General features: G+C 69.7%; 8 protein-coding genes. 3 read left to right on the forward strand and 5 right to left on the reverse strand.

Going from position 1 to position 19856, the window contains the following annotated elements; all coding sequences use genetic code 11:
• Positions 1–13 precede the first annotated feature (13 nt).
• Positions 14–3571, reverse strand: a complete 3558-nt coding sequence (mfd, locus tag LV79_RS01545) for a transcription-repair coupling factor (RefSeq protein ID WP_253835663.1) — start codon at positions 3569–3571, stop codon at positions 14–16.
• Positions 3572–3826: 255 nt separating this feature from the next.
• Between mfd and LV79_RS01550 the strand changes: the two genes are divergently transcribed.
• The gene (locus tag LV79_RS01550) at positions 3827–4423 is read left to right on the forward strand and encodes an HD domain-containing protein (RefSeq protein ID WP_253831393.1); all 597 of its coding nucleotides are present in this window, start codon (positions 3827–3829) and stop codon (positions 4421–4423) included.
• Here the strand turns inward: LV79_RS01550 and LV79_RS01555 are convergent.
• Positions 4397–5161: an enoyl-CoA hydratase/isomerase family protein gene (locus LV79_RS01555; protein WP_253831394.1), complete on the reverse strand. Its 765-nt coding sequence runs from the start codon at positions 5159–5161 to the stop codon at positions 4397–4399. The genes LV79_RS01550 and LV79_RS01555 overlap by 27 nt on opposite strands.
• Before the next feature lie 66 nt (positions 5162–5227).
• Between LV79_RS01555 and LV79_RS01560 the strand changes: the two genes are divergently transcribed.
• Positions 5228–6376, forward strand: a complete 1149-nt coding sequence (locus LV79_RS01560) for a PQQ-dependent sugar dehydrogenase (protein WP_253831395.1) — start codon at positions 5228–5230, stop codon at positions 6374–6376.
• 13 nt (positions 6377–6389) lie between these two features.
• Here LV79_RS01560 and LV79_RS01565 read toward each other — a convergent pair whose 3' ends face one another.
• From LV79_RS01565 to LV79_RS01575, 3 genes are all read right to left on the reverse strand, one after another.
• Positions 6390–6842, reverse strand: coding sequence for an SUKH-3 domain-containing protein (locus tag LV79_RS01565; protein ID WP_253831396.1), 453 nt, complete (start codon positions 6840–6842; stop codon positions 6390–6392).
• Positions 6843–7127: 285 nt separating this feature from the next.
• The gene (locus LV79_RS01570; protein WP_253831397.1) at positions 7128–8639 is read right to left on the reverse strand and encodes a Hint domain-containing protein; all 1512 of its coding nucleotides are present in this window, start codon (positions 8637–8639) and stop codon (positions 7128–7130) included.
• Between the two features lie 129 nt (positions 8640–8768).
• A complete protein-coding gene (locus tag LV79_RS01575) occupies positions 8769–16805 on the reverse strand; it encodes a LamG-like jellyroll fold domain-containing protein (RefSeq protein WP_253831398.1) in 8037 nt (2678 codons plus the stop codon).
• A 295-nt stretch (positions 16806–17100) separates the two neighbouring features.
• Between LV79_RS01575 and LV79_RS01580 the strand changes: the two genes are divergently transcribed.
• Positions 17101–19848 carry a tachylectin-related carbohydrate-binding protein gene (locus tag LV79_RS01580; RefSeq protein ID WP_253831399.1) on the forward strand — a complete coding sequence of 916 codons (2748 nt, stop codon included), beginning with the start codon at positions 17101–17103 and terminating at the stop codon, positions 19846–19848.
• Positions 19849–19856: the final 8 nt, after the last annotated feature.

The following is a 19856-nucleotide window of genomic DNA, read 5'->3' on the forward strand; positions in this document are numbered from 1 at the left end:
CATTGTGGAGGCGTCACACGCCTGCCACGGCGGGTTTGACCTCCAGGGACTCCAGGAACTTGACGCACCAGTCGAGGAGGTCGCGGTCGCGGAGGACTGGGGCGCCGAGGCGGCCGCCTGCGGCGCCTTCGGTGGGGCGGGGGACGGTAACGGTGTTGGTGACCGCCTTGTGCGTGGCCTTGGGGTGTAGGCGCTTGAGGCGGACTAGTTGGGAGTCGCGCAGGGGCAGGGGGGCGAAGCGGATTGAGTTGCCCTGGGCGATGGCTTCGGTTACGCCGTGTGCTCGGCATTGCTGGCGGAACCTGGCCACCGCGAGCAGGTTGACGACCGGCGCGGGTGGCTCGCCGTAGCGGTCGACGAGTTCCTCGCGGACGGAGTCGAGGGCGGCTTCGTCCGGTGCGGCGGCCAGTTTGCGGTAGGCCTCGAGGCGCAGGCGTTCGCCGGGGACGTAGTCGTGGGGGATGTGGGCGTCGACGGGGAGGTCGACCCGCACCTCGGCCAGGTCCTCCTCGTCCTCGGCACCCGGGGCGCCCGCGTGCTTGCGGAACGCCTCGACCGCCTCACCCACCAGGCGCACGTACAGGTCGAACCCGACGCCCGCGATGTGGCCGGACTGCTCGGCACCCAGGATGTTGCCCGCGCCGCGGATCTCCAGGTCCTTCATGGCCACCGCCATGCCCGCGCCGAGTTCGGTGTTCTGCGCGATGGTGGCGAGCCGGTCGTGCGCGTGCTCGGTGAGCGGCGACTCCGGCGGGTACAGGAAGTAGGCGTACCCGCGTTCCCGGCCGCGCCCGACCCGGCCGCGCAGCTGGTGCAGCTGGGCGAGGCCGAGCATGTCGCCGCGCTCGACGATCAGGGTGTTGGCGTTGGAGATGTCCAGGCCGGTCTCCACGATCGTGGTGCAGACCAGCACGTCGTGCTCGCGTTCCCAGAACCCCTGGATGATCTTCTCCAGCCGGTCCTCGTTCATCTGGCCGTGCGCGGTGACCACCCTGGCCTCGGGGACCAGCTCACGCAGGGCGCGCGCGGCCTTCTCGATCGAGGACACCCGGTTGTGCACGAAGAACACCTGGCCGTCGCGCAGCAGCTCGCGGCGGATGGCGGCGGCGACCTGCTTGTCGTCGTAGCCGCCGACGTAGGTCAGGATCGGGTGCCGGTCCTCGGGCGGGGTGAGGATGGTCGACATCTCGCGGATGCCCGCCAGCGACATCTCCAAGGTGCGCGGGATCGGCGTCGCGGACATGGTCAGCACGTCGACGTGGGTGCGCAGCGCCTTGATGTGCTCCTTGTGCTCGACGCCGAAGCGCTGCTCCTCGTCGACGATCACCAGGCCGAGGTCCTTGTAGCGCAAGCCGGTCTGCAGCAAGCGGTGCGTGCCGATGACGATGTCGACCGAGCCGTCGGCGAGACCTTCGACGGTGCGCTCCGACTCCTGCGCGTCGGTGAACCGGGACAGGCCGCGGACGGTGACGGGGAAGGAGTGCATGCGGCCCGCGAAGGTGTTGAGGTGCTGCTGGGCCAGCAGCGTCGTCGGCACCAAGACCGCGACCTGCTTGCCGTCCTGCACCGCCTTGAAGGCCGCGCGCACCGCGATCTCGGTCTTGCCGTAGCCGACGTCGCCGCAGATGACCCGGTCCATCGGGACGCCGCGCATCATGTCGGCCTTGACCTCGTCGATGGCGGCGAGCTGGTCGATGGTCTCGGTGAACGGGAACGCGTCCTCCAGCTCCCGCTGCCACGGGGTGTCCGGGCCGAACGCGTGCCCGGGGGCGGCCTGGCGGGCCGCGTAGAGCTGCACCAGCTCGGCGGCGATCTGCTTGACCGCCTTCTTGGCCTTGGCCTTGGTGTTCTTCCAGTCGGCGCCGCCGAGCTTGTTGAGCGTGGGCAGCTCGCCGCCGACGTAGCGGGAGATCTCGTCGAGCTGGTCGGTCGGCACGAACAGCCGGTCGCCCGGCTGGCCGCGCTTGGAGCTGCCGTACTCCAGGACCAGGTACTCGCGGGTGGCGCCCGCGACGGTGCGCTGGACCATCTCCACGTACCGGCCGATGCCGTGCTGCTCGTGCACCACGTAGTCGCCCGGCTTGAGCGCCAACGGGTCCACCGCGTTGCGGCGCCGCGACGGCATCTTGGTCGACATGTCCTTTGTGGACGTGCCGTGCCTACCGCCGGTTAGGTCTGCCTCGGTGAGTAGGACCAGCTTTGACCCGGGCGCGATAAGCCCGTCTTCGATGGCACCGCATACGACGGTGACCAGCCCAGCGCGCGGGGGCTCCGATAGGCCTTCCTCCGCGAATACGGCTGACACGTCCGCGTCGGCCAACTGCTCGACCGCGCGCTTAGCCGTACCGGCGCCAGGTACGACCAACACGGCCGCGCCGCCGGTAGCGGTATGTGCGCGCAAGTCCGCGAAGGCTCGTTCGATCTCACCGCGGTAGCCCTCGATGGGACGCACGTCGAGCGTGATCGAGTCCTCGTCGGGGGTGGTCAGCTGCGAGAGGGTCCACCACGGGTGATCGCTGTCGCGGGCGTGCGCGGCGACCTCACCCAGGTCACGGTAAGCGGAGGCACCCAGGTCGATCGGGGCCTTACCGCCACCGGCCGCGGCCATCCAGGAGGCCTCTAGGAACTCTTGCCCTGTGCGGACGAGGTCGTGCGCACGGGTGCGGATCTTCTCCGGGTCGTTGAGCAGCACGTGCGTGCCCGCCGGGACGACGTCGGTGAGCAGTTGCATCTGACCGGGCACCAGCGCCGGGATCAGTGCCTCCATGCCCTCTGAGGGGATGCCCTCGGCCAGCTTGACCAGCATCTCGTGCAGGTGTGCGTCGGCTTGGTGCGCCCCGGCCAGCCCGGCCGCGCGGGCCCGCACGTCGGCGGTGAGCAGCAGCTCCCGGCACGGCGGCGCGGTGACCTCGGCGATCTCACCGGGCAGCGACCGCTGGTCGGCGACGGCGAACGCGCGGATCTCGCTGACCTCGTCGCCCCAGAACTCGACCCGGACCGGGTGCACGGCGGTCGGCGGGAACAGGTCGACGATGCCGCCGCGGACCGCGAACTCGCCGCGCTTCTCGACCATGTCGACCCTGGCGTAGGCGAGGTCGGCGAGCCGGGCGACGACGGCGTCGAAGTCCTGCTCGACGCCGGTCTTGAGGTGCACCGGGGCCAGTTCACCCAACCCGGGGGCCATCGGCTGGATCAGGCTGCGGACAGTGGCCACGACCACCTTGAGCTGCCCGGCCGGGTGGTCTTCCGGGTGAGCGAGCCTGCGCAGCACGGCCAGCCGGGCACCCACGGTGTCCGCACGCGGCGAGAGCCGCTCGTGCGGCAGGGTCTCCCAGCTGGGGAAGTCCGCCACCGCGTCGCCGCCGAGCAGGTCGCCGAGCACGGCCACCAGGTCGTCGGCCTCGCGGCCGGTCGCGGTGATCGCGAGCACCGGCGCGCGGGCGGCCAGCGCGGCCACCACCAGCGGCCTGGCCGCGACCGGGCCGGACAGGGTCTTGGTCGGTGCCCCGGCCGCGTCGGTGATGGCGACGGCGGCGGGGTCGGCGAGCAGGGTGGTCAGCAGGCCGTGCAGCTTCGACACGAGCGGGGTGTCCTTCAGTGCTGGAGTGCGGGTCAGTGCTGGATGACGGGGTCAGTGCTGGAGTGCCGGTGGTACTGGGGTGTCGGTCGTTCTGGGGTGCTTGCGGCTCGGCGGGTGTCTGGTGGGAGCCGTCGGGAGCTCTCTCGGGCGTGCGGGAGTGCTCGGTCCCGGGAGCGGGCCCGGCCGAGGTCCACCTCCCAGACTACGGCTTGCCACCGACAGTCGTCGCGCCGTATACGTGCTGCTATGGCGCTGGCGCGGTGGGCTTCGCTCGGACTGGACGAGGCGTTGGGGCGGTCCCTGGTGGGCCGCTGGTCGGAGCCGCACCGGCGGTACCACGACCTGGCGCACCTGGAGATGGTGCTGTCCGGTGTGGACCTGCTGGCTGGGCACGCAGATAGCGCTAACCTGGTGCGGTTGGCGGCCTGGTACCACGATGCCGTGTACCAGGGCAGACCGGACGACGAGGAACAAAGCGCGCTGTTGGCCGAGGTAGAGCTACCGGCCGCCGGTCTGGATGCGGCTGCGGTAGCGGAAGTGGCACGTCTCGTGCGTCTTACGGCTGGACACCGCACTTCGCCCGGTGACCGCAACGGCGAGGTGTTGTGCGACGCGGACCTGGCCATCTTGGCGTCGGACGGGTACGACGACTACGTGGCCGCGGTCCGCGAGGAGTACCGCCATGTTCCGGAGGAGGCCTTCCGCGCTGGTAGGGCTGCCGTACTTCGGAACCTGTTAGCCCTACCCAACCTCTACCGGACCCCGCTGGCTCGCGAGCGGTGGGAGACTGTCGCGCGGAAGAACCTGCTCTCGGAGCTAGAAGCGCGGGAGTCGCTTCTCTAGGAACGCGGAGACACCCTCTGCGTAGTCGGCGCTGTTCACGGACGCGGAGTACATGAAGTGCACTTCCTCGTCCTCTTCATATCGCCCGTCGACGATGCGGCCGACGATGTCCTTGGCACCGCGGATCGTCACCTGTGACCGGGACGCCATGGTGGTGGCCAGTTCCAGCGCGCGCTTGGCGGGTTCGGCGTGCAACTCGTTGACCAGCCCGATCCGGAGAGCAGTATCGGCGTCGATGATGTCGCCGGTGAAGAGGATCTGCTTGGCCCAAGCGGGCCCGACAGCGTCTACGAGCTGCTTGGTCGACGGCAGGTTGAAGACGATGCCCAGCTTCGACGGCGTCACCCCGAACCTGGCGTCGGTAGCCGCGATCCGCAGGTCGCACGCTAGAGCCAGCTCGCAGCCGCCGCCGATGCAGAACCCCTCTACAGCGGCGATGGTGGGCTTGTTGAGGCCGGTAAGAGCCTTGGTCGCGGCCTCTATGGCGTCGGCGTAACGGCGGGCGCCAGCGGGGTCCTTGCGCAGGCTGGTGAACTCGCTGATGTCGGCGCCCGCGGAGAAGAGGTCGGCGCTGCCGCGGATGATGAGGACGCGCACGTCGTCGTCGGCGCGGACGCGGGCGGCGATGCCGGGGATGGCGGCCCACATCTGGTAGCTGATCGCGTTCTTCTTGGCGGACCGGTCGATGACGAGGGTGGCGACCGGGCCGTCGCTGGTCAGGATGAGGTGCTCGCTCACGCCGGTCACGGTAGCCCGGGAATGTTCCCATCGGTTGGGTTCGACTGGATGGGGCATTCTGGTCATATGCGCCGTACCCCCCTGGTTGCCTTGTCTGCCGTGCTGGTGCTCAGCGGTTGCGGTTCGAGCGGGGCGTCCGTACCCGCCGGGCCCGCTCCGTCGGGCGCGCCGGGGTTACGGGTGGAGACGGTGGCGACGGGCCTGAGCCACGGCTGGGACATCGGGTTCCTACCGGACGGCAAGATCCTCGTCACCCAGCGCAACGGCGAGTTCGCCCTCATCTCCGGCGGTGGGACCGTCACCCGGCTCAAGGCGGCGACCCACACGGTGCAGGTCCGCGGCGAAGGCGGCCTGATGGGGATGGTCGTGCACCCGGACTTCGCGACCAGCCGCGAGTTCACCACCTGCCAAACGCACACGGAGAACGGCGAACCGGTCGACATCCGCCTGGTGACGTGGCGGCTGACAGACGACGAACTCATGGCCACTCGGGTTCGCGAACTACTGACCGGACTGCCTCTAGCCGCTAGCGGTCGTCACTCGGGGTGTAGGCCGACCATCGCCGCGGACGGCGCGCTGCTCGTAGGCACCGGCGACACCGCGCGCGGGGATGCTTCGCAAGACCCGCGGTCACTTGGCGGGAAGGTCTTGCGCATAGATCTGAAGACAGGACAACCGTTGCCGGACAACCCGACCCCTGGCTCTCCGGTTTACACCTACGGCCACCGGAACGTGCAGGGCGTAGCCGTGCGCGCTGGGGGCCAGGTGTTCGTCGCCGAGCACGGCCCGGACAAGAACGACGAAGTGAACCTCTTGAAGCCAGGCGCCAACTACGGCTGGGACCCCTCCCAGGGCGGAACCGTCCCCGGCTACGACGAGAGCGTCCCCATGACAGACCTGACCCGCTTCCCCGACGCCGTCCCCGCCAAGTGGCAATCCGGCAACACCACCGAAGCCATCTGCGCCGCCGCCTTCCTGACCGGCCCGCAATGGGGCTCCCTGGACGGCACCCTCGTCATCACCGCCCTCAAAGGCGCCAAAGCCCTCTTCCTCACCCTCAACCCCACCGGCGACGTCACCTCCACCACCATCCCCGCCGAACTCCAAGGCCACGGCCGCCTCCGAGCCACCCGAACCGCCCCGGACGGCTCCCTCTACATCACCACCTCGAACGGCACAGACGACAAACTCCTCAAGATCACCCCGAACGCTTGAAGCACCGTGGATCTCACTCCGGTTCTTCCGGGATCTCCTCGTAGATGATTCCGCGGATCCACTTGACCATCGCCTCTGACCAGGGGCCGTATCGGCCTGCCCAGGAGGTGATGAAGTAGCACTCACCGTCGGCGTCCATCGCCAGGTGGTAGACCGGCGTTTCGATCGTCCCGATGGGGCACAGGACGACCCCCAGGTCCTCGCCCCACTCGACGAGGCGCGGCAGATCGGCGATTCCTTCGGCGGGGTCGAAATTAAAAGCCGTGCGCGCCACGGTGATTCCCGCGCCCCGGTCGCCGAAGGCCAGGTTGCCGAACTCCGCCAGGAATCGGTCGGCGGCCTCGTGCATCGTCACACCGGACGCCGCCAGTTGAGTCCGCCACAGCGACGTGTCGACCTTACGGCCGGTGTGCCAGCCTGCCGCGCGCAGAACGGACTCGACGTCATCGGGGAAGGTTGTGCCCACTGCTTCGCTCCTCGATTCTGGGCCGCCGAGAATGTCTGCCAAGTCCTGGGCCGCAAGACATCGTACAGCTTTTCTGTCGACACCATCCAGCGGTCGGACCATACATCAGGAGTTCTCCTGCCGCATGGTACTAGCGATCAACTTTCGCGGCGATTCTTCATACCACTCCACGTCGATCAAAACCTACGGCGGCGAGCTAGGATTGCCAATCCGGAGAATCGACCCGACGACCAGGGAGTCAGCTTGCCCCCTGCAGTCGCCATCCACCTATTCACAAAAGCCTGGTCACCACTCACTCCGCGTCTTGAAACTAATCTCATACTCGGCCACGAGATGCTCACACGTATCGCACGCCTTGATCGGTTGATTTCCGGGATCGTATCCCGGGCGGGTGATCGTCCACGCCGCCGCCGAAGACCCCCTGATGTCCAACCCCTGATCCCAAGCTTGGCTTATGCATTTCAGCAAACCACACTTGCCATGGCCGTTGCCGATCTTTCCCGTTTTCTCAATCTCCTCCAACTTGGGCCCAAGGTCTGGATGCAAGACAGGCAACGGACCTTTATTACTCAGGCCAGTAATAATGAGACCGCTAGGCAACCGAAGGGCCTCTGCGACACCCGGCTTCTTCTTGTTGGATATATGAGTCCAATACGTCGCACTATTCGCCAAATCGAAGGCCGCGTCGTTCACCGCACAATCGTCATAGCGGCCTTCCCATCGACTGAGGTCGTTGTTGTGCGTGAGGACTGCGGTGGTGCCGATGCCGACGTAGTAGGTGTGGAGGGTGTCGACGGTGAGGTTGTAGACCTGGCGGTCGGGGGTTAGGGGGCGGACGGTGGTGATGGTGGTGGGGCGGTGGTCTGCGGTTTGGAAGGTGTAGCCGGGGTGGAGGTCTTCGGCGTGGATCCACTTTTGGAGGGAGTCGATCCAGAAGGGGTGTTCGTCGGTGGCGGTGAGGGTGCCGCCGTCGGTGATGGTGATTTCGTAGAGGAGGCGTTCCGCTTTGTGGGAGCGGACGTCGGTGACCGGTTGGACCGAGGTTTCGCCGGTGGTGGGGTCGGTGGCCAGGACGGTGTCGCCGACGACCACGTCCTTGATGGGTTTGGTGGTCCCGTCAGCCAGGAGCACCGGGGTGGTGCCGTCGAAGCTGTTGGAGTTGACGCGGCACGAGCCCCCGGAGGTCGCCTCGTCGCGCGCTGATTTGCCCTTGTTGCCGGGTTTGCGCTTGCCGCCGCCCGCCGCGCCTGCCAGGTCGAGCAGCTCGGCGGGCACACCCGCGGTGGCCAGGGTCTCGGCGACCTGGGCCTGGGCGGCCTCGACGACGATCTCCTTGCCGACGCCGAGCATGGCGGTCTTGATCTGGTCGTAGACCTTGTTGAGGTCCTGGACGTTGGTGACCACCGTCTGCACGATGCGGGCCGGGGCGTTCGGGACCGACGACACGATGCTCTTGAGGTTGGCGACGCGCGGCTTGAGCGCGGCCTTCATCGCGGGCAGCGGGTTGGACTTCACGACCTGGGCGACGACGGCCTTGGCCTTCGCCGTCCTGGCGACGGCGGCCTGGAACGCGGCGCGCGCGGCGGCGGCGCGGCGGGCGGCTGCCTCGGCGGCGAGCTTGCGCGGGTCGGGCACCGCCTTGGCGGGCACCGGGACGTCCGGGGCCTTGCCCGCCTTGGCCTTGACCGGCATCCCGTCGGGGCCCTTGCCCATCTTGGCGCCCGGGCCGTCCGGTGCCTTGCTCGGCGGTCCGTCGGGTTTGCGCGCGTGCGGCGCGTCCGGGGCCCGGGTGGGCACGTTGTCGGCGCGGCGGCCGACGTCGGAGGCCTTGTTGGCGTACTTCGCCGCGGTGGCGCCCCAGCCGCCGAACGGGATGGCACCGGCGAAGGACAGGCCCGCGTCCAGGTAGTTGCCCTCGGCGAGGTACTAGGCGCCGTTGATGACGTCGGCGACCTCGCCGACACCGGGGATCATGCCCGCGACGTCGAGCAGCCCGTGCCCGAGGTCGCTGAGCCAGCCGTGCCCGGTCGGGTCGAACCCGTTGAGCGGTGACCCGACGCCGTAGAGGTACCGGTTGTACCCGGCCGAGCCCGGCCCGCCGACGGTCAGCGTGTCGCGGCTGACGAACGAGCCGGTGGACGGGTTGTACCAACGGGCACCCATGGTGACCAGACCGCTGGACGTGTCGGTCCAGTCGCCCTGGTAGCCGACGCTGCGGCTGGTGCCCGTGGTCGCGGTGCGCTTGCCGAACGGGTCGAACGCGGTCGAGTCGGGCAGGGAGGTCAGCGCGGTTGCCGGGTCGAACCCGCCGACGACGTCGCCGTGCTTGTCCGACAACAGCAACCGCTTGTCCGCGCCCTGCGCCAGCGACAGCAATTCGCCGCCCGCGCCGCGCCCGTAGGTGGAGACCCCGTCGGACACCGGGTCCATCTCCGAGCCCGCGTACTTGAACGTCGACCCGCCCCGGGTGACCGGTCGGTCGAGCCCGTCGTAGGTGTAGGACACCGCGCCGACGCCGACCAGGCGGTCGAAGGCGTCGAAGGTGAAGTTCTCGGTGAACCCGGAGCTGGTGCGCGAGGCGAGCGTGCCGCGCGCGGTGTACGTGTAGGTGTAGTCCCCATCGGACTGCACGCGGTTGCGCTGGTCGTAAACCGCTGACTTGGCGCCGTTCTGGACCCGGTTGCCCGAGGCGTCCCACGTGTAGTTCGTGGTCGTCGCCCCGGCGGTCCAGGACAGGGTGCGGCCGAGCTGGTCGTAGGTGTAGGTCTGCACGCCAGCGTTCGCGGTGCCCGCGGTGGTCTTCTTGGTCAGCCTGCTGTTGAGGTCGTACTCGTAGCCGATCGACGCGACCGTCGCGCCGCCGGAGTTCTTGGTGACGTCGGAGGTCTCGCGTCCGAAGTCGTCGTAGCCGAAGGTGCGGACCCGACCGGAGCCGTAGTTGATCGTGCCCAGCTCGCCCGCGTTCGTGTAGCCGAACGCGATGCCGAGGCCGCTGATCCCCTCCTGCACCGAGGAAAGCCTGCCCGCGGTGTAGGTGAACCCGGTGGTCCCGGAAGCGTCCACACGGGACGTGAGCCTGCCGGACCCGTCGTAGGCGAACGTCGCGTCACCGGAGGGACCGGTGGCCGAGGTGAGCTGGCCGCGGTTGTTGTAGGCGTAGGTGTTCGAGCTCCCCGGCGCGCTGACCTTGGTGGTGCGACCGGCCGCGTCGTACTCCAGCACGCGGTCCGGGGTCGTGGCGGAACCGCCGCCTGCTCCGGTTTCCCGCACCATCCGACCGAGACCGTCGTAGGTCACCTGCCGGACGACACCACCCGGCTGCGTGATCGACGTGGGCCGGGAAGCCGCGTCGTACGCCGCGGTCCACGTGCGGTCCGCCGCGTTCGGGTGAGCCGGAGTGGACGGTTCGATCACCGATTCCGGCTTGCCGAGGGCGTTGTGGGTGTAGATCGTCGCGTTGCCGCGCCCGTCGGTGAACCGGGTGGTGTTGCCCTCGGCGTCGTAGCCGAACGACGTGGTGATCGACGTCGTGTCGGTCACCGGCTCGACCCGCTGCGTCACGTTTCCGAGCGCGTCGTAGGTGAACCGGGTGAGCTTGTTGTACGCGTCGCCCGCGGTGAGCAGGTTGCCCGCGATGTCGTAGGTGTAGCGGCGGGCCGCGAGGATCTGCCCGGCCGGGTTGAGCGCGACGTCCTGGGCCTTGTTGCCCGCCTGGTCGAGCTTGGTGTAGCTGGCGCGCCCCAGGGCGTCGCGCTGGTAGACCTGGTTGCCGAAGCCGTCGTAGCCGAACTGGGTGGTCACCCCGGCCGCGTCGGTGGCGCTGGTGCGCTGGCCGAGCTTGTCGTAGCCGAAGGTGGTGACGTCGTTGGTCGGCGAGGTGACCTTGGCGAGGTTGCCCGCGGCGTCGTACTCGTACTTGGTCTCGTAGTTGGCCGCGGTGGGCCGCAGCTCGATCTGGGTCGAGGTGAGCGGCCTGCGGAACTGGTCGTAGGTGGTGCGGGTCTCGGCGCCGGTCGGGTCGGTGCTGGCCAGCAGCTCACCGGTGTGGGTGTAGCTGTAGCGCCAGCTGCCGCCGGGGTTGGCCGGGGTGACCGCGTCCGGGTCCTGCCGCTCGACGACCCGGCCGAGCTGGTCGTAGTAGTTGCGGCTGATCGCGCCGGTGCCGTTGGTGGACTTCACCGCCCGGCCCATGCCGTCGTACTCGACCTGCAGCGCGCTGACGACCGGCTGGCTCGCGCCGGGGGCGAGGTAGGACGGCGACTCGACGCGGACCGAGCGGCCCGCCTTGTCGTAGGTGGTGCGCACGACGTTGCCGAGCGCGTCGCGGACCTCGGTGGCGTCGCCGAAGGCGTTGTACCCGGTGGTCCTGGTCGGCCGGGTCAGGGTCGCCGCGGCGCCGTTGCGCTCGGTGAGCACGGGCGGCGAGGCGACGGAGACGACACGGCCCCGGCTGTCGTGGGTGTAGTCGGTGGTGTGGTCCGCGGCGACCGCGCCCGCGACGTTGCCGCGCGGTGCGACGACCTTCGTGGTGAGGTCGCGCTGGTCGTAGCTGGTGCGGGTGGTCACCGGGCCCTGCGGTCCGCGCAGCGACTCGGCGGTCTGGCGGCCCGCGAGGTCGTACTCGAAGTCGACGACCTCACCGAAGCTGGCGCTGAACGCACCGGTGTTGGAGTGCGCGCCGAACCGGGCGACCTGGGTGATGTTGCCCGCGGGGTCGTAGCGGTACTCGGTGCGCCGGTTGAGCGTGCTCGGCTCCAGGGTCGACGCGGTCCGCCGCCCGGTGCTGTCGTACTCGTGGGTGGTGAGCTTGCCGCCCACGCCGACCTGCTGGGTCAGGTTGCCCGCGGCGTCGTAGGTGTTCTGCTGCAGCACCACGTCCGCGGTCTGCGGCTGGTTGTCCGCCCTGGCGCGGATCTCCTTGACCGTGCCGTCGCCGTTGTACAGGAAGCTGGTGCGCCTGCCCATGGCGTCGAGCTGGACGACGAGCCTGCCGGAGTGGTCGTACTGGTTGGCCTCCAGCACCAGGTCGGGCACGGTCTGCTCGGGGTCGAGCGGCGGGACCTCGGTGGCGCCGGGGGTGACCGCCCTGCCGTGGTAGCCGACCAGGCGGACCTGGGCGACCTTGTTGCGCGCGGTGTAGGTGGTCAGGACCTTGACGCCGTCGGCGTCCACCGCCCAGGTGCGGTTGCCGAACGAGTCGTAGCCGTAGCTGGCCTCGTTGCCCTCGGGCCCGACGGCTTTCGTCATCCGGCCGAACTGGTCGAACTCGAAGCGCGAGGTCCTGGTCTGGCTGGCGTCGCTCTCGTCGATCAGCTCGGCGAGCGTGGTGTTGCCGTCGGCGTCGTACTCGGTGCGCGCCTTCTCCCGCTTGGTCTGCGCGCTGATGGTGTTGGTGACGGGCGGGTAGCGGACCTCGGTGACCCGCCCGAGCACGTCGTAGGTGTACGAAGTGGACAGACCGGCCGGGAAGCTGTCGGAGAACTCGGTCTCGGTCGTCTTGCGGCCCAGCGCGTCGTAGCCGTAGGTGGTGCGCAGACCGGATGCCGCGATCGTCTCGGCGAGGTCGCCGTTGGCGTAGTACTTGTTCGTGATGACCGCGCCGCGCGGGTCCGTTGTGGACTTCAGCAGCCGGGCGGGTTCCAGGCCGCCGCCGACAGCGGTGCTGGTGCCGTCGGTGTAGGCGTGCGTGGTGAAGGTGCCGTCTGGGCTGGTTTCCTTCGCCAGGTCACCGAACGCGGTGTACTCGGAGGCCGTGCGGTAGGTGTTGTCTGTGGGACCGGACGAACGCGGGTCGCGGGTCGCGATGAGCTTGTCCGTGCGCGGGTCCGTGGGGTCCGCCGTCGGCGCCTGGTACTCGTAGTGCGTGCTCTGGCAGTTGCCCTCGGTGCGGCAGCTGGTCTTGGTGAGCAGGTTGCCCCGGTCGTTGTGCTCCAGGACGACCTTGTTGCCGTCCTCGTCGACGACGGTGGTCTGGAAGCCGGACTCGTCGTAGCCGAAGAGCCGCACGCCGAGGCTGACCACGAGCCCGTCGCAGGACACGATCCCGTTGCTGTCGGTGGTGCAGTCGCGGCCGACGATGTCCTCGGGGCGCGGTCCGGTGCCGATCGGCGTGACCTGGCGCAGGACGCGGCCCTTGAGCCCGTCGAAGTCGTAGTACTGCGGCCGGTCGCCGGGGTCGACCACCCGCACGCTGCGGATGATGTTGGTCTCCGAGCCGCCGACGGTCGGGGCGCCGAGCTGCCACCGGCCGCCGTCGCTGTCGACGTACTCGCGCATGCGGTCGTTGGCGGTGTCGTAGGTGATGCTCGCCGCGACCCGCAGGCTGGGCAGCTTCACCTTGGTGACCTGGGCGCCGCCGAGGCGGGCCCGGTAGTGCGCCTGCACCGCCGTGGCACCGAGCGGCCTGCTGTAGAAGGCGACCTCGTCGACCGAGGCGGTGATGGTGCTCGCGCCCGCGCCGATCGACGGCCACGACCCGATCACGTGCGCCGCGCCGAGCTGCGCGAACTCCAGCCGGGAGTGGTCGATGACGCCGCTCAGCGTGCCGACCGCGACGCCGTCGAGGTAGAGCGTCTGCGTCGCCAGCGAACCGGTGAGCACGACGTGGTGCCAGGAGTTGTCGTTGACCACACCCACGGAGGTGATCGGCGCGATCGAGCCGGTGCGGAACTGGCCGCGCAGCTTGCCGTCCTGGCCGACGTAGAGCACCGGGACACCGGTGCCGGGGGTCTGCCCGACGGCCTTGTCCTGGTAGCCGACCAGCGGACCGGCGGCACCCGTGCGGAACCACAGTTCGATCGACAAGTCGCGGTGCTTGTTGACGGTGCGGTCGGGCAGCTTGACGTGCGCGGCGCCGTTGAGCCGCACACCGGTGTCACCGGGGCCGGTCGGCACGCCGTCCTGGTAGGCGAAGTCGGTGGGGAGCAGGCCCGCGTAGGTGGCCTTGTCCTTGCCCAGCTTGACGCCGATCTGGCTGTTGGCCTCGGTGCCGCCCGGCTCGCCGAGCCGCCAGTACGACTCGGGGCGCGAGTCGAGCACCGCGCTGCGCATGTGCGACCCGAGCTCGTACTCGTAGCGGGTGCACTGCGTCGTCGGGTCGCAGGCCTCGATCAGCCGGTCGGCGTCGTAGCGGTAGACCCAGGTGAGCCGGGTGCCGTTGAGCGGGTCGGTCTTGACCTCGGTGATGTGCCCTTCCGGGCCCCAGGTGAAGCCGAGCGTGCGGTTGCTGGCGAGGCTGAGCGCCTGCACCAGCCGACCGTTGCCGTCGTAGAGCAGCTCGACGGCGCGACCCGCGCTGTCGGTGATGAGCCGCAGCGGGCCCTCGGCGCGGAACTGGTAGACGGTGCGGTCCTTGTCGACCAGCTTCCAGCCGCCGGACTGGGCGGGCGGGACCTCGGTGAGGGTGGCGAACCGACCGGGCGGCGGGGTGAAGCTGCCGTCGGGGTTGCGGCCGAAGCGGACCTGCTGCCCGTCGGGGTAGGTGACCACCAGGTTGCCGCTGCCGTCGGCGTCCGGCGCGACCCGCATGTCGTAGCGGGTGGACCAACCGACGCCGAAGGCCAGGTCCGACCGGGGGTCGAGGCTGTTGTAGGTGCGGGCCACGTTGAGCTCGGGCCCGACGACCGCGGCGGCCGCGTCGATGGCGGCGGTGGTGTAGTTGCCCGCCATGGGGTCGAAGCCCAGGCCGTTGCCGGTGTAGGGCGCGGTGCCCAGCCGGGAGGTGATCTCCGGCTGCGGAACCGAGGTCAGCAGCGCCGAGAACGGCAGCGCCTCGCTCTCGGAATGGCCGTCCCAGGCGAACGCCCGCCACAGGTACACCTTGTCCCAGCGCAGCTCGGTACCGGCGAGCGTCCAATATGGCGCGTCTCCCCTGGCCGAGCTGAAACAGTTGACCGGGGTGTTCTGCGGGCTTTTCTCGCAGACCTCGAAACGGTATTGCAACGGGTCGTTCTCGTGGTCCTGACCGCGAGCCCACAATTGCGGGTGCAGTGTTTCCACGCTGTGCCCGCTGGGTGGGTACTGCTCGCCGATGACCGGCGGGATGTTGAAGACCTGCAGCGAGATGCGGGCGGGCGCCACCTGTTCGTCGGTGAACAGCACGCCGTTGTGCCGCATGGTGAAGTCGAGGACGTAATTGCCCGGTGGCCGGGCCGAGATGGTGGCGTCGACGGTCGCGGTCGCGCCGGGCGGGACCGAGGTCGGCAGCGTGCCGGAGTTCTGCTCGGTGCCCAGGTGCGCGCCGGTGTCGGCGTTGAACACCTTGTACGCCATGGCGTGCGTGCCCGGCGCCCAGGTGCCGGACCCGGTGTTGGTGACCTTGATCTTGACGACGCCGCTCTGCACGCTGGTGACCGGCGGGTTCGGGATCGGCTGGTCGATGGCGTAGCGGGCGTTGTAGGGACTGTGGGTGATGAACAGCCGGGGCGGGTTGGCCGAGGCGGTGCCGGTGAACTTCTTGAAACCGGACGGGTTCGTCTCGTGCGCGCGCAGCGTGATGCCGTGGTTGGCCGCGCCGTTGGCCCAGCGCTGCACCAGGTCGGTGCCCGCGACGCCGAAGTCGATGAGCTCGCCCGCGGCGGGGCAGGCCGAGCGGGTCTGGCCGAGGCGGATGAACCCGTGCGAGAACGACGCGCCCGCGATCGGGGTGCCCGCGAACGCCGGACCCGGCCAACCGCCGCTGCTCCCCCAGGCCTGGCTGACCTCGTGCACGGTCAGCGGGGTCGCCTGGCAGGTGGTCGAATCGAAGTTCACCACCTGCAGCGCGGCGCCGAAGACCTTGTGGTTGGCCAGCCGGGTGCCGATGTCGCCGAAGGCGATGTAGGAGGCGTTGCGGACGCCGTTGTAGCCGATCCGCAGCTCGCTCGGCGCGTTGACGCGGCTGCCACCGGCGACGTACATGCTGGTGTTGGCGCGGATCTCGGTGACGCTGGGGTCGACGAGCACCGGGTAGGCGCGCGCCGGGTCGGCCAACCACGCCGGGTCGGCGGTCACCTCAAGCGCCTGGCCGACGAGCCGGTAGCCGACGGCGGCCGAGACGGCGCCTGCCGCGTCGACCATGTGACCGGCGGGGATGCGGGCCTGCTCGGCGCCCGCGGCGTCGGTGAGCACGACATCACCGTCGACGACCTTGGCGGTCAAGCCCTTGAGCCGCAACGGGAACTGCCAGGAGCGCGGCGCGGTGGCCGCGCGCAGCACGATGGTCTCCTTGACGGTGCCCGCGAGCGACTCCAGCACCAGGTCGGTCTGCTCGGCCACCCCGGTGTAGGTGATCTTCGACCCCGCGTGCGCGCCCGCGACCGGGCGAGCCCCGGCCAGCCGGTAGCCGAACTCGGTGCCACCGCGCAGCTTCACGGTCACCAGTTCGTCGGCCGCCGCGGAGTTCGCGACTCGGACGCCGAGCTGGTCGGCGGCGTTGCGCCACCCCGCGCCGTCGGCGACGAGGGTGGGGTCGACCGGGGCCCAGCTGCCGTCGGGGCGCTGGTAGTTGAGCGGGGTCGCGCTGAACTCGGTGGTCTGGGTGCCGTCGGCGTTGCGGTAGACGCGTTCGGTCCTGCCGCGCCGCTCAGCGATTTCCTCGCTCGTCGAGGAGTTGAACCCCGCCTTGGCCGCGGGGGGCGACAACACGGCAGCGGCGTTGCGCGCGCCCGCGCCGATCGCCGGGAACTTGGGCGGTGGGTACTTGGACTGCTCCGATTCGGGCATTCCCCAGTTGCCCTTGGCCTGGTCCGCCTCGGGGGACAGGCCGTCCGCGGTGCCCCAGCGCTGCTGCGCCGCCTTGGCGCGCGCTTCTTCCAGCCCGGCACGGATGTCGGCGGCCGTTTGCCCGTCCTCGCCGAGGGTCCACGAACTCCACGGGTAGGACGGGCCGACCACCCCACCCACCAGCACCAAGACCAGGAATAGGCCGAACATCCCGACGAGCGCCTTGGGCAAACGGGCGCGCGAAAACCCAGAGCGGTTCATGTGACTTCTCCCCAGAAGTAGCGCTCACCAAAGCAGCCCGCGATCGAGCCCCAGCCGTCAAGAGCAGGTAAAGCGACACTAAGCGGACCGCCCGACGTACCACAAGAGCCAACCGGGGATTTCCACAAAATGCCGGTGTGGCACACCGCGCACTTCCGGGTCGCGCCACGCTGCCGCACACTGACGTGCTGAGTCGACGATTCACCTGGGGAAGATCATCTTTAGCGGGCGGGTCCCGTAAATAACGCACGCCATTTGTCGTGTCAAGGAAAATGCAGACGAAGTGGAGGAGTCGATGGGCAGATTCACGCGTTCGGCCCGACTCGCGCTGGCCGCCCTGGTCGGCGCGGTGGGGATACCCGTGCTGGTCGGCGTCGGCACGCAGGCCGCGGCGCTGGACACCAGCACGTGCGCGCCGTCGGTCAACCTGTTCACCGCGCTCAGCGGTGGCGATGGTCTACAGCTGTACACCCACGACGAGCCGGAGTCCGGCATCGCCTCCATCCCGGTCAGCCAGGGCATCGGGAACGGCTGGAACGGCCGGGTGCTGACTGGGCCGAACGGGTACGTCTACCACCTCAACGCCGCGGGCGATGTCGCCAGGCACCGCTGGTTGCCCTCGGGCGCCTGGGAGAACGGCGGCCAGTCGGTGCTCGTGGGCACCGGGTGGACCGGCTGGCAGACCGCGGCCCAGCACTACCGGATCACCGTCGACGCCAACGACCACTTCTACACCGTGAAGCCGGACGGCAAGCTGCGCTGGCACGCCTACACCCAGACCGGGTCGACCTACACCTGGCAGGAGCGCGAGCTGCAGTCCGGCTGGGACCGGTTCGACCAGGTCTTCGCCGGTGGTAAGGGCGTCCTCTACGCCAGGGCACCTGGTGAGGGCACCGGCAAGCTGTACCGGTTCGTCTACGACCACGTCACCAACACCTTCACCCAGAACAACCTGGTCGTCGGGGACGGGTGGAACGGCTTCAAGCAGCTGGCCTCCGGCGGCGGCGACGTGATCTACGCGCTGCGCACCAACGGCGAGCTCTGGTGGTACCGCTACCGGCCGACGCAGGCCGCGTGGGCGAACAACCCGGCGGGCGCGGAGAAGACGCTGCTCGCGGGCTGGTGGACCGGGGTCGACGAGTTCGCCCCCGCCATCGACGCCTGCTCGCCGAGCAGCCTGGCCACCGACGTGGTCTGCGCACCGCAGGTCGACCTGCACTCCACCGGGGCGTCGGGCGGGTTGACGCTCAACCGCCAGGAGGAGGTCGAGGTCGGCTACTTCGGCCGCAAGGGCGCCATCACCAGCATCGGCGGCGGCCCCGGCTGGGCGAACCGGGTGCTGCGCGGGCCTGGCGGGTTGATCTACTTCATCACCCCGGCCGGTGAGCTGCGCAGCCACCAGTGGAGCGCGTCGGGCTGGACCGACGGCGGTGTCTCGCTGCTCAAGGGCACCGGCTGGACCGGGTTCGACCAGCCCGCCAACCGCTACCGGATCACCGTCGACGCCGCGGGTGACTTCTACTGGGTCAAGGACAACTCGGAACTGGTCCGCTCCCGCCGCGACTCCGGCGGCACCTGGACGCACGAGACCCTGGACTACGGCTGGGGCCGCTACAACCAGGTCTTCGCCGCGGGCAACGGCGTCATCTACGCCCGCGACGGCTCCATCGGCGACGGGACCGTGTACCGCTTCCACTACGACGTCGCCAGCAGGCGGTGGTTGGACTACGGCACCTCGCTGAGCACCGGGTGGAACGGCTTCAAGCAGCTCGTCTCGCCCGGTGGCGACATCATCCTCGGCCTCACCGGCGGTTCGGGGGTGTTCTGGTACCGCTGGGACCCGGCGGCCAAGCTGTTCGCACTCAGCGGTCGCGGTGTCACCAAGGAGTTCCTGCTCGCCTGGGACGGCGCGAACGAGATCACGGCGGACATCACCGCGTGCACCGCGGTCGCGCCGCCGACGGTCCCGGCGGTGACGCCCGCCGGGCCCAACAGCGAGCGGGGCGCGCTGGTCTACAACCCGGGCACGCAGAAGCTCGACGCGGCCTACGTCAGCGACCAGAACCAGCTCTACCTGGGCAGCCAGTCCTCGCAGAACAGCCCGGTGATCACCTTCGACCCGGCGCTGACCGGGCCCAGCTACACCGGGACGCCGAGCCTGGCGGTCGGCTCGGACGGCGCGCTGGTGGTGGCGGTCAACGCGACCGACGCCCAGACCAGGACCTCGGCCCGCACCGGTCCGATCACCGCGCCGTGGACGGCGGCGGTGTCGCAGCGCGGCACCTTCGCCAACAGCCCGACCCTGGTGCGCGGCGGTGACGGCCTGCTCTCGGCCTTCGCGGTCGACGGCGCGGGCAAGCTCTGGTGGTCCAAGCAGTTCTCCGCCACCAAGGCGTTCGCACCGTGGCGGCTCGCGGGCAGCACGACCATCACGGCGGACTTCGCGGTCCTGGCCAACGGCAACGACTTCGAGGTCGTCTACCGCACCACGTCGAACGCGGCGGCGGTGAGCAAGGTCGTCAACGGCGTGGCCTCGGCGCCGCGGACCGCCGCCGGTGTCACCGTCGGGTCCGCCCCGGCCGGTGTCGTGTTCGCCGACGGCAAGGTCCAGCTCGTGGTCCGGGCCGCGGACGGCAAGCTGCACACCCAGAAGGAGACCGCGTCCGGATTCACCGCGGGGTGGACCGAGATCGGCGCGTCCCAGGCGACCTACGCGGGTTCGCCGAGCGCCATCCTCAACACGCACGGCATCGTCGAGGTCGCCGTGCGCGGCAGCGACGGCTACGTGTACCGCGGGGGCCAGACCGTGCCCGGCTCGAGCACGTGGCGCTCGTGGGCGACCAACCTGGACCCGGCGGCGAGTGACCCGGTGCTGGCCAAGGCGTCCGGTGTGGAGCAGCGGGTGTTCTTCCGCGACGGCTACGGGGGCTCGTACCTGTGGTACGTCGAGGCGTACAACTCCAGCCAGCAGTTCGCGGCGGGCACGAGGCCGGGGACCGAGCGGGTGGAGATCAAGTCGGTGAAGGGCAAGGCTCCGAGGTAGTCGGAGCT

The sequence above is a fragment of the Actinokineospora globicatena genome, from assembly GCF_024171945.1.
In the GTDB taxonomy this organism is placed as follows: Bacteria; Actinomycetota; Actinomycetes; order Mycobacteriales; family Pseudonocardiaceae; genus Actinokineospora; species Actinokineospora globicatena.

What these genes read in the sequence shown, in the direction of transcription:
- LV79_RS01550 (WP_253831393.1), top strand. Translation starts at nt 3,827, where the DNA reads ATGGCGCTGGCGCGGTGGGCTTCGCTCGGACTGGACGAGGCGTTGGGG.
- LV79_RS01560 (WP_253831395.1), top strand. Translation starts at nt 5,228, where the DNA reads ATGCGCCGTACCCCCCTGGTTGCCTTGTCTGCCGTGCTGGTGCTCAGC.
- LV79_RS01575 (WP_253831398.1), bottom strand. Translation starts at nt 16,805, where the DNA reads ATGAACCGCTCTGGGTTTTCGCGCGCCCGTTTGCCCAAGGCGCTCGTC.
- LV79_RS01580 (WP_253831399.1), top strand. Translation starts at nt 17,101, where the DNA reads ATGGGCAGATTCACGCGTTCGGCCCGACTCGCGCTGGCCGCCCTGGTC.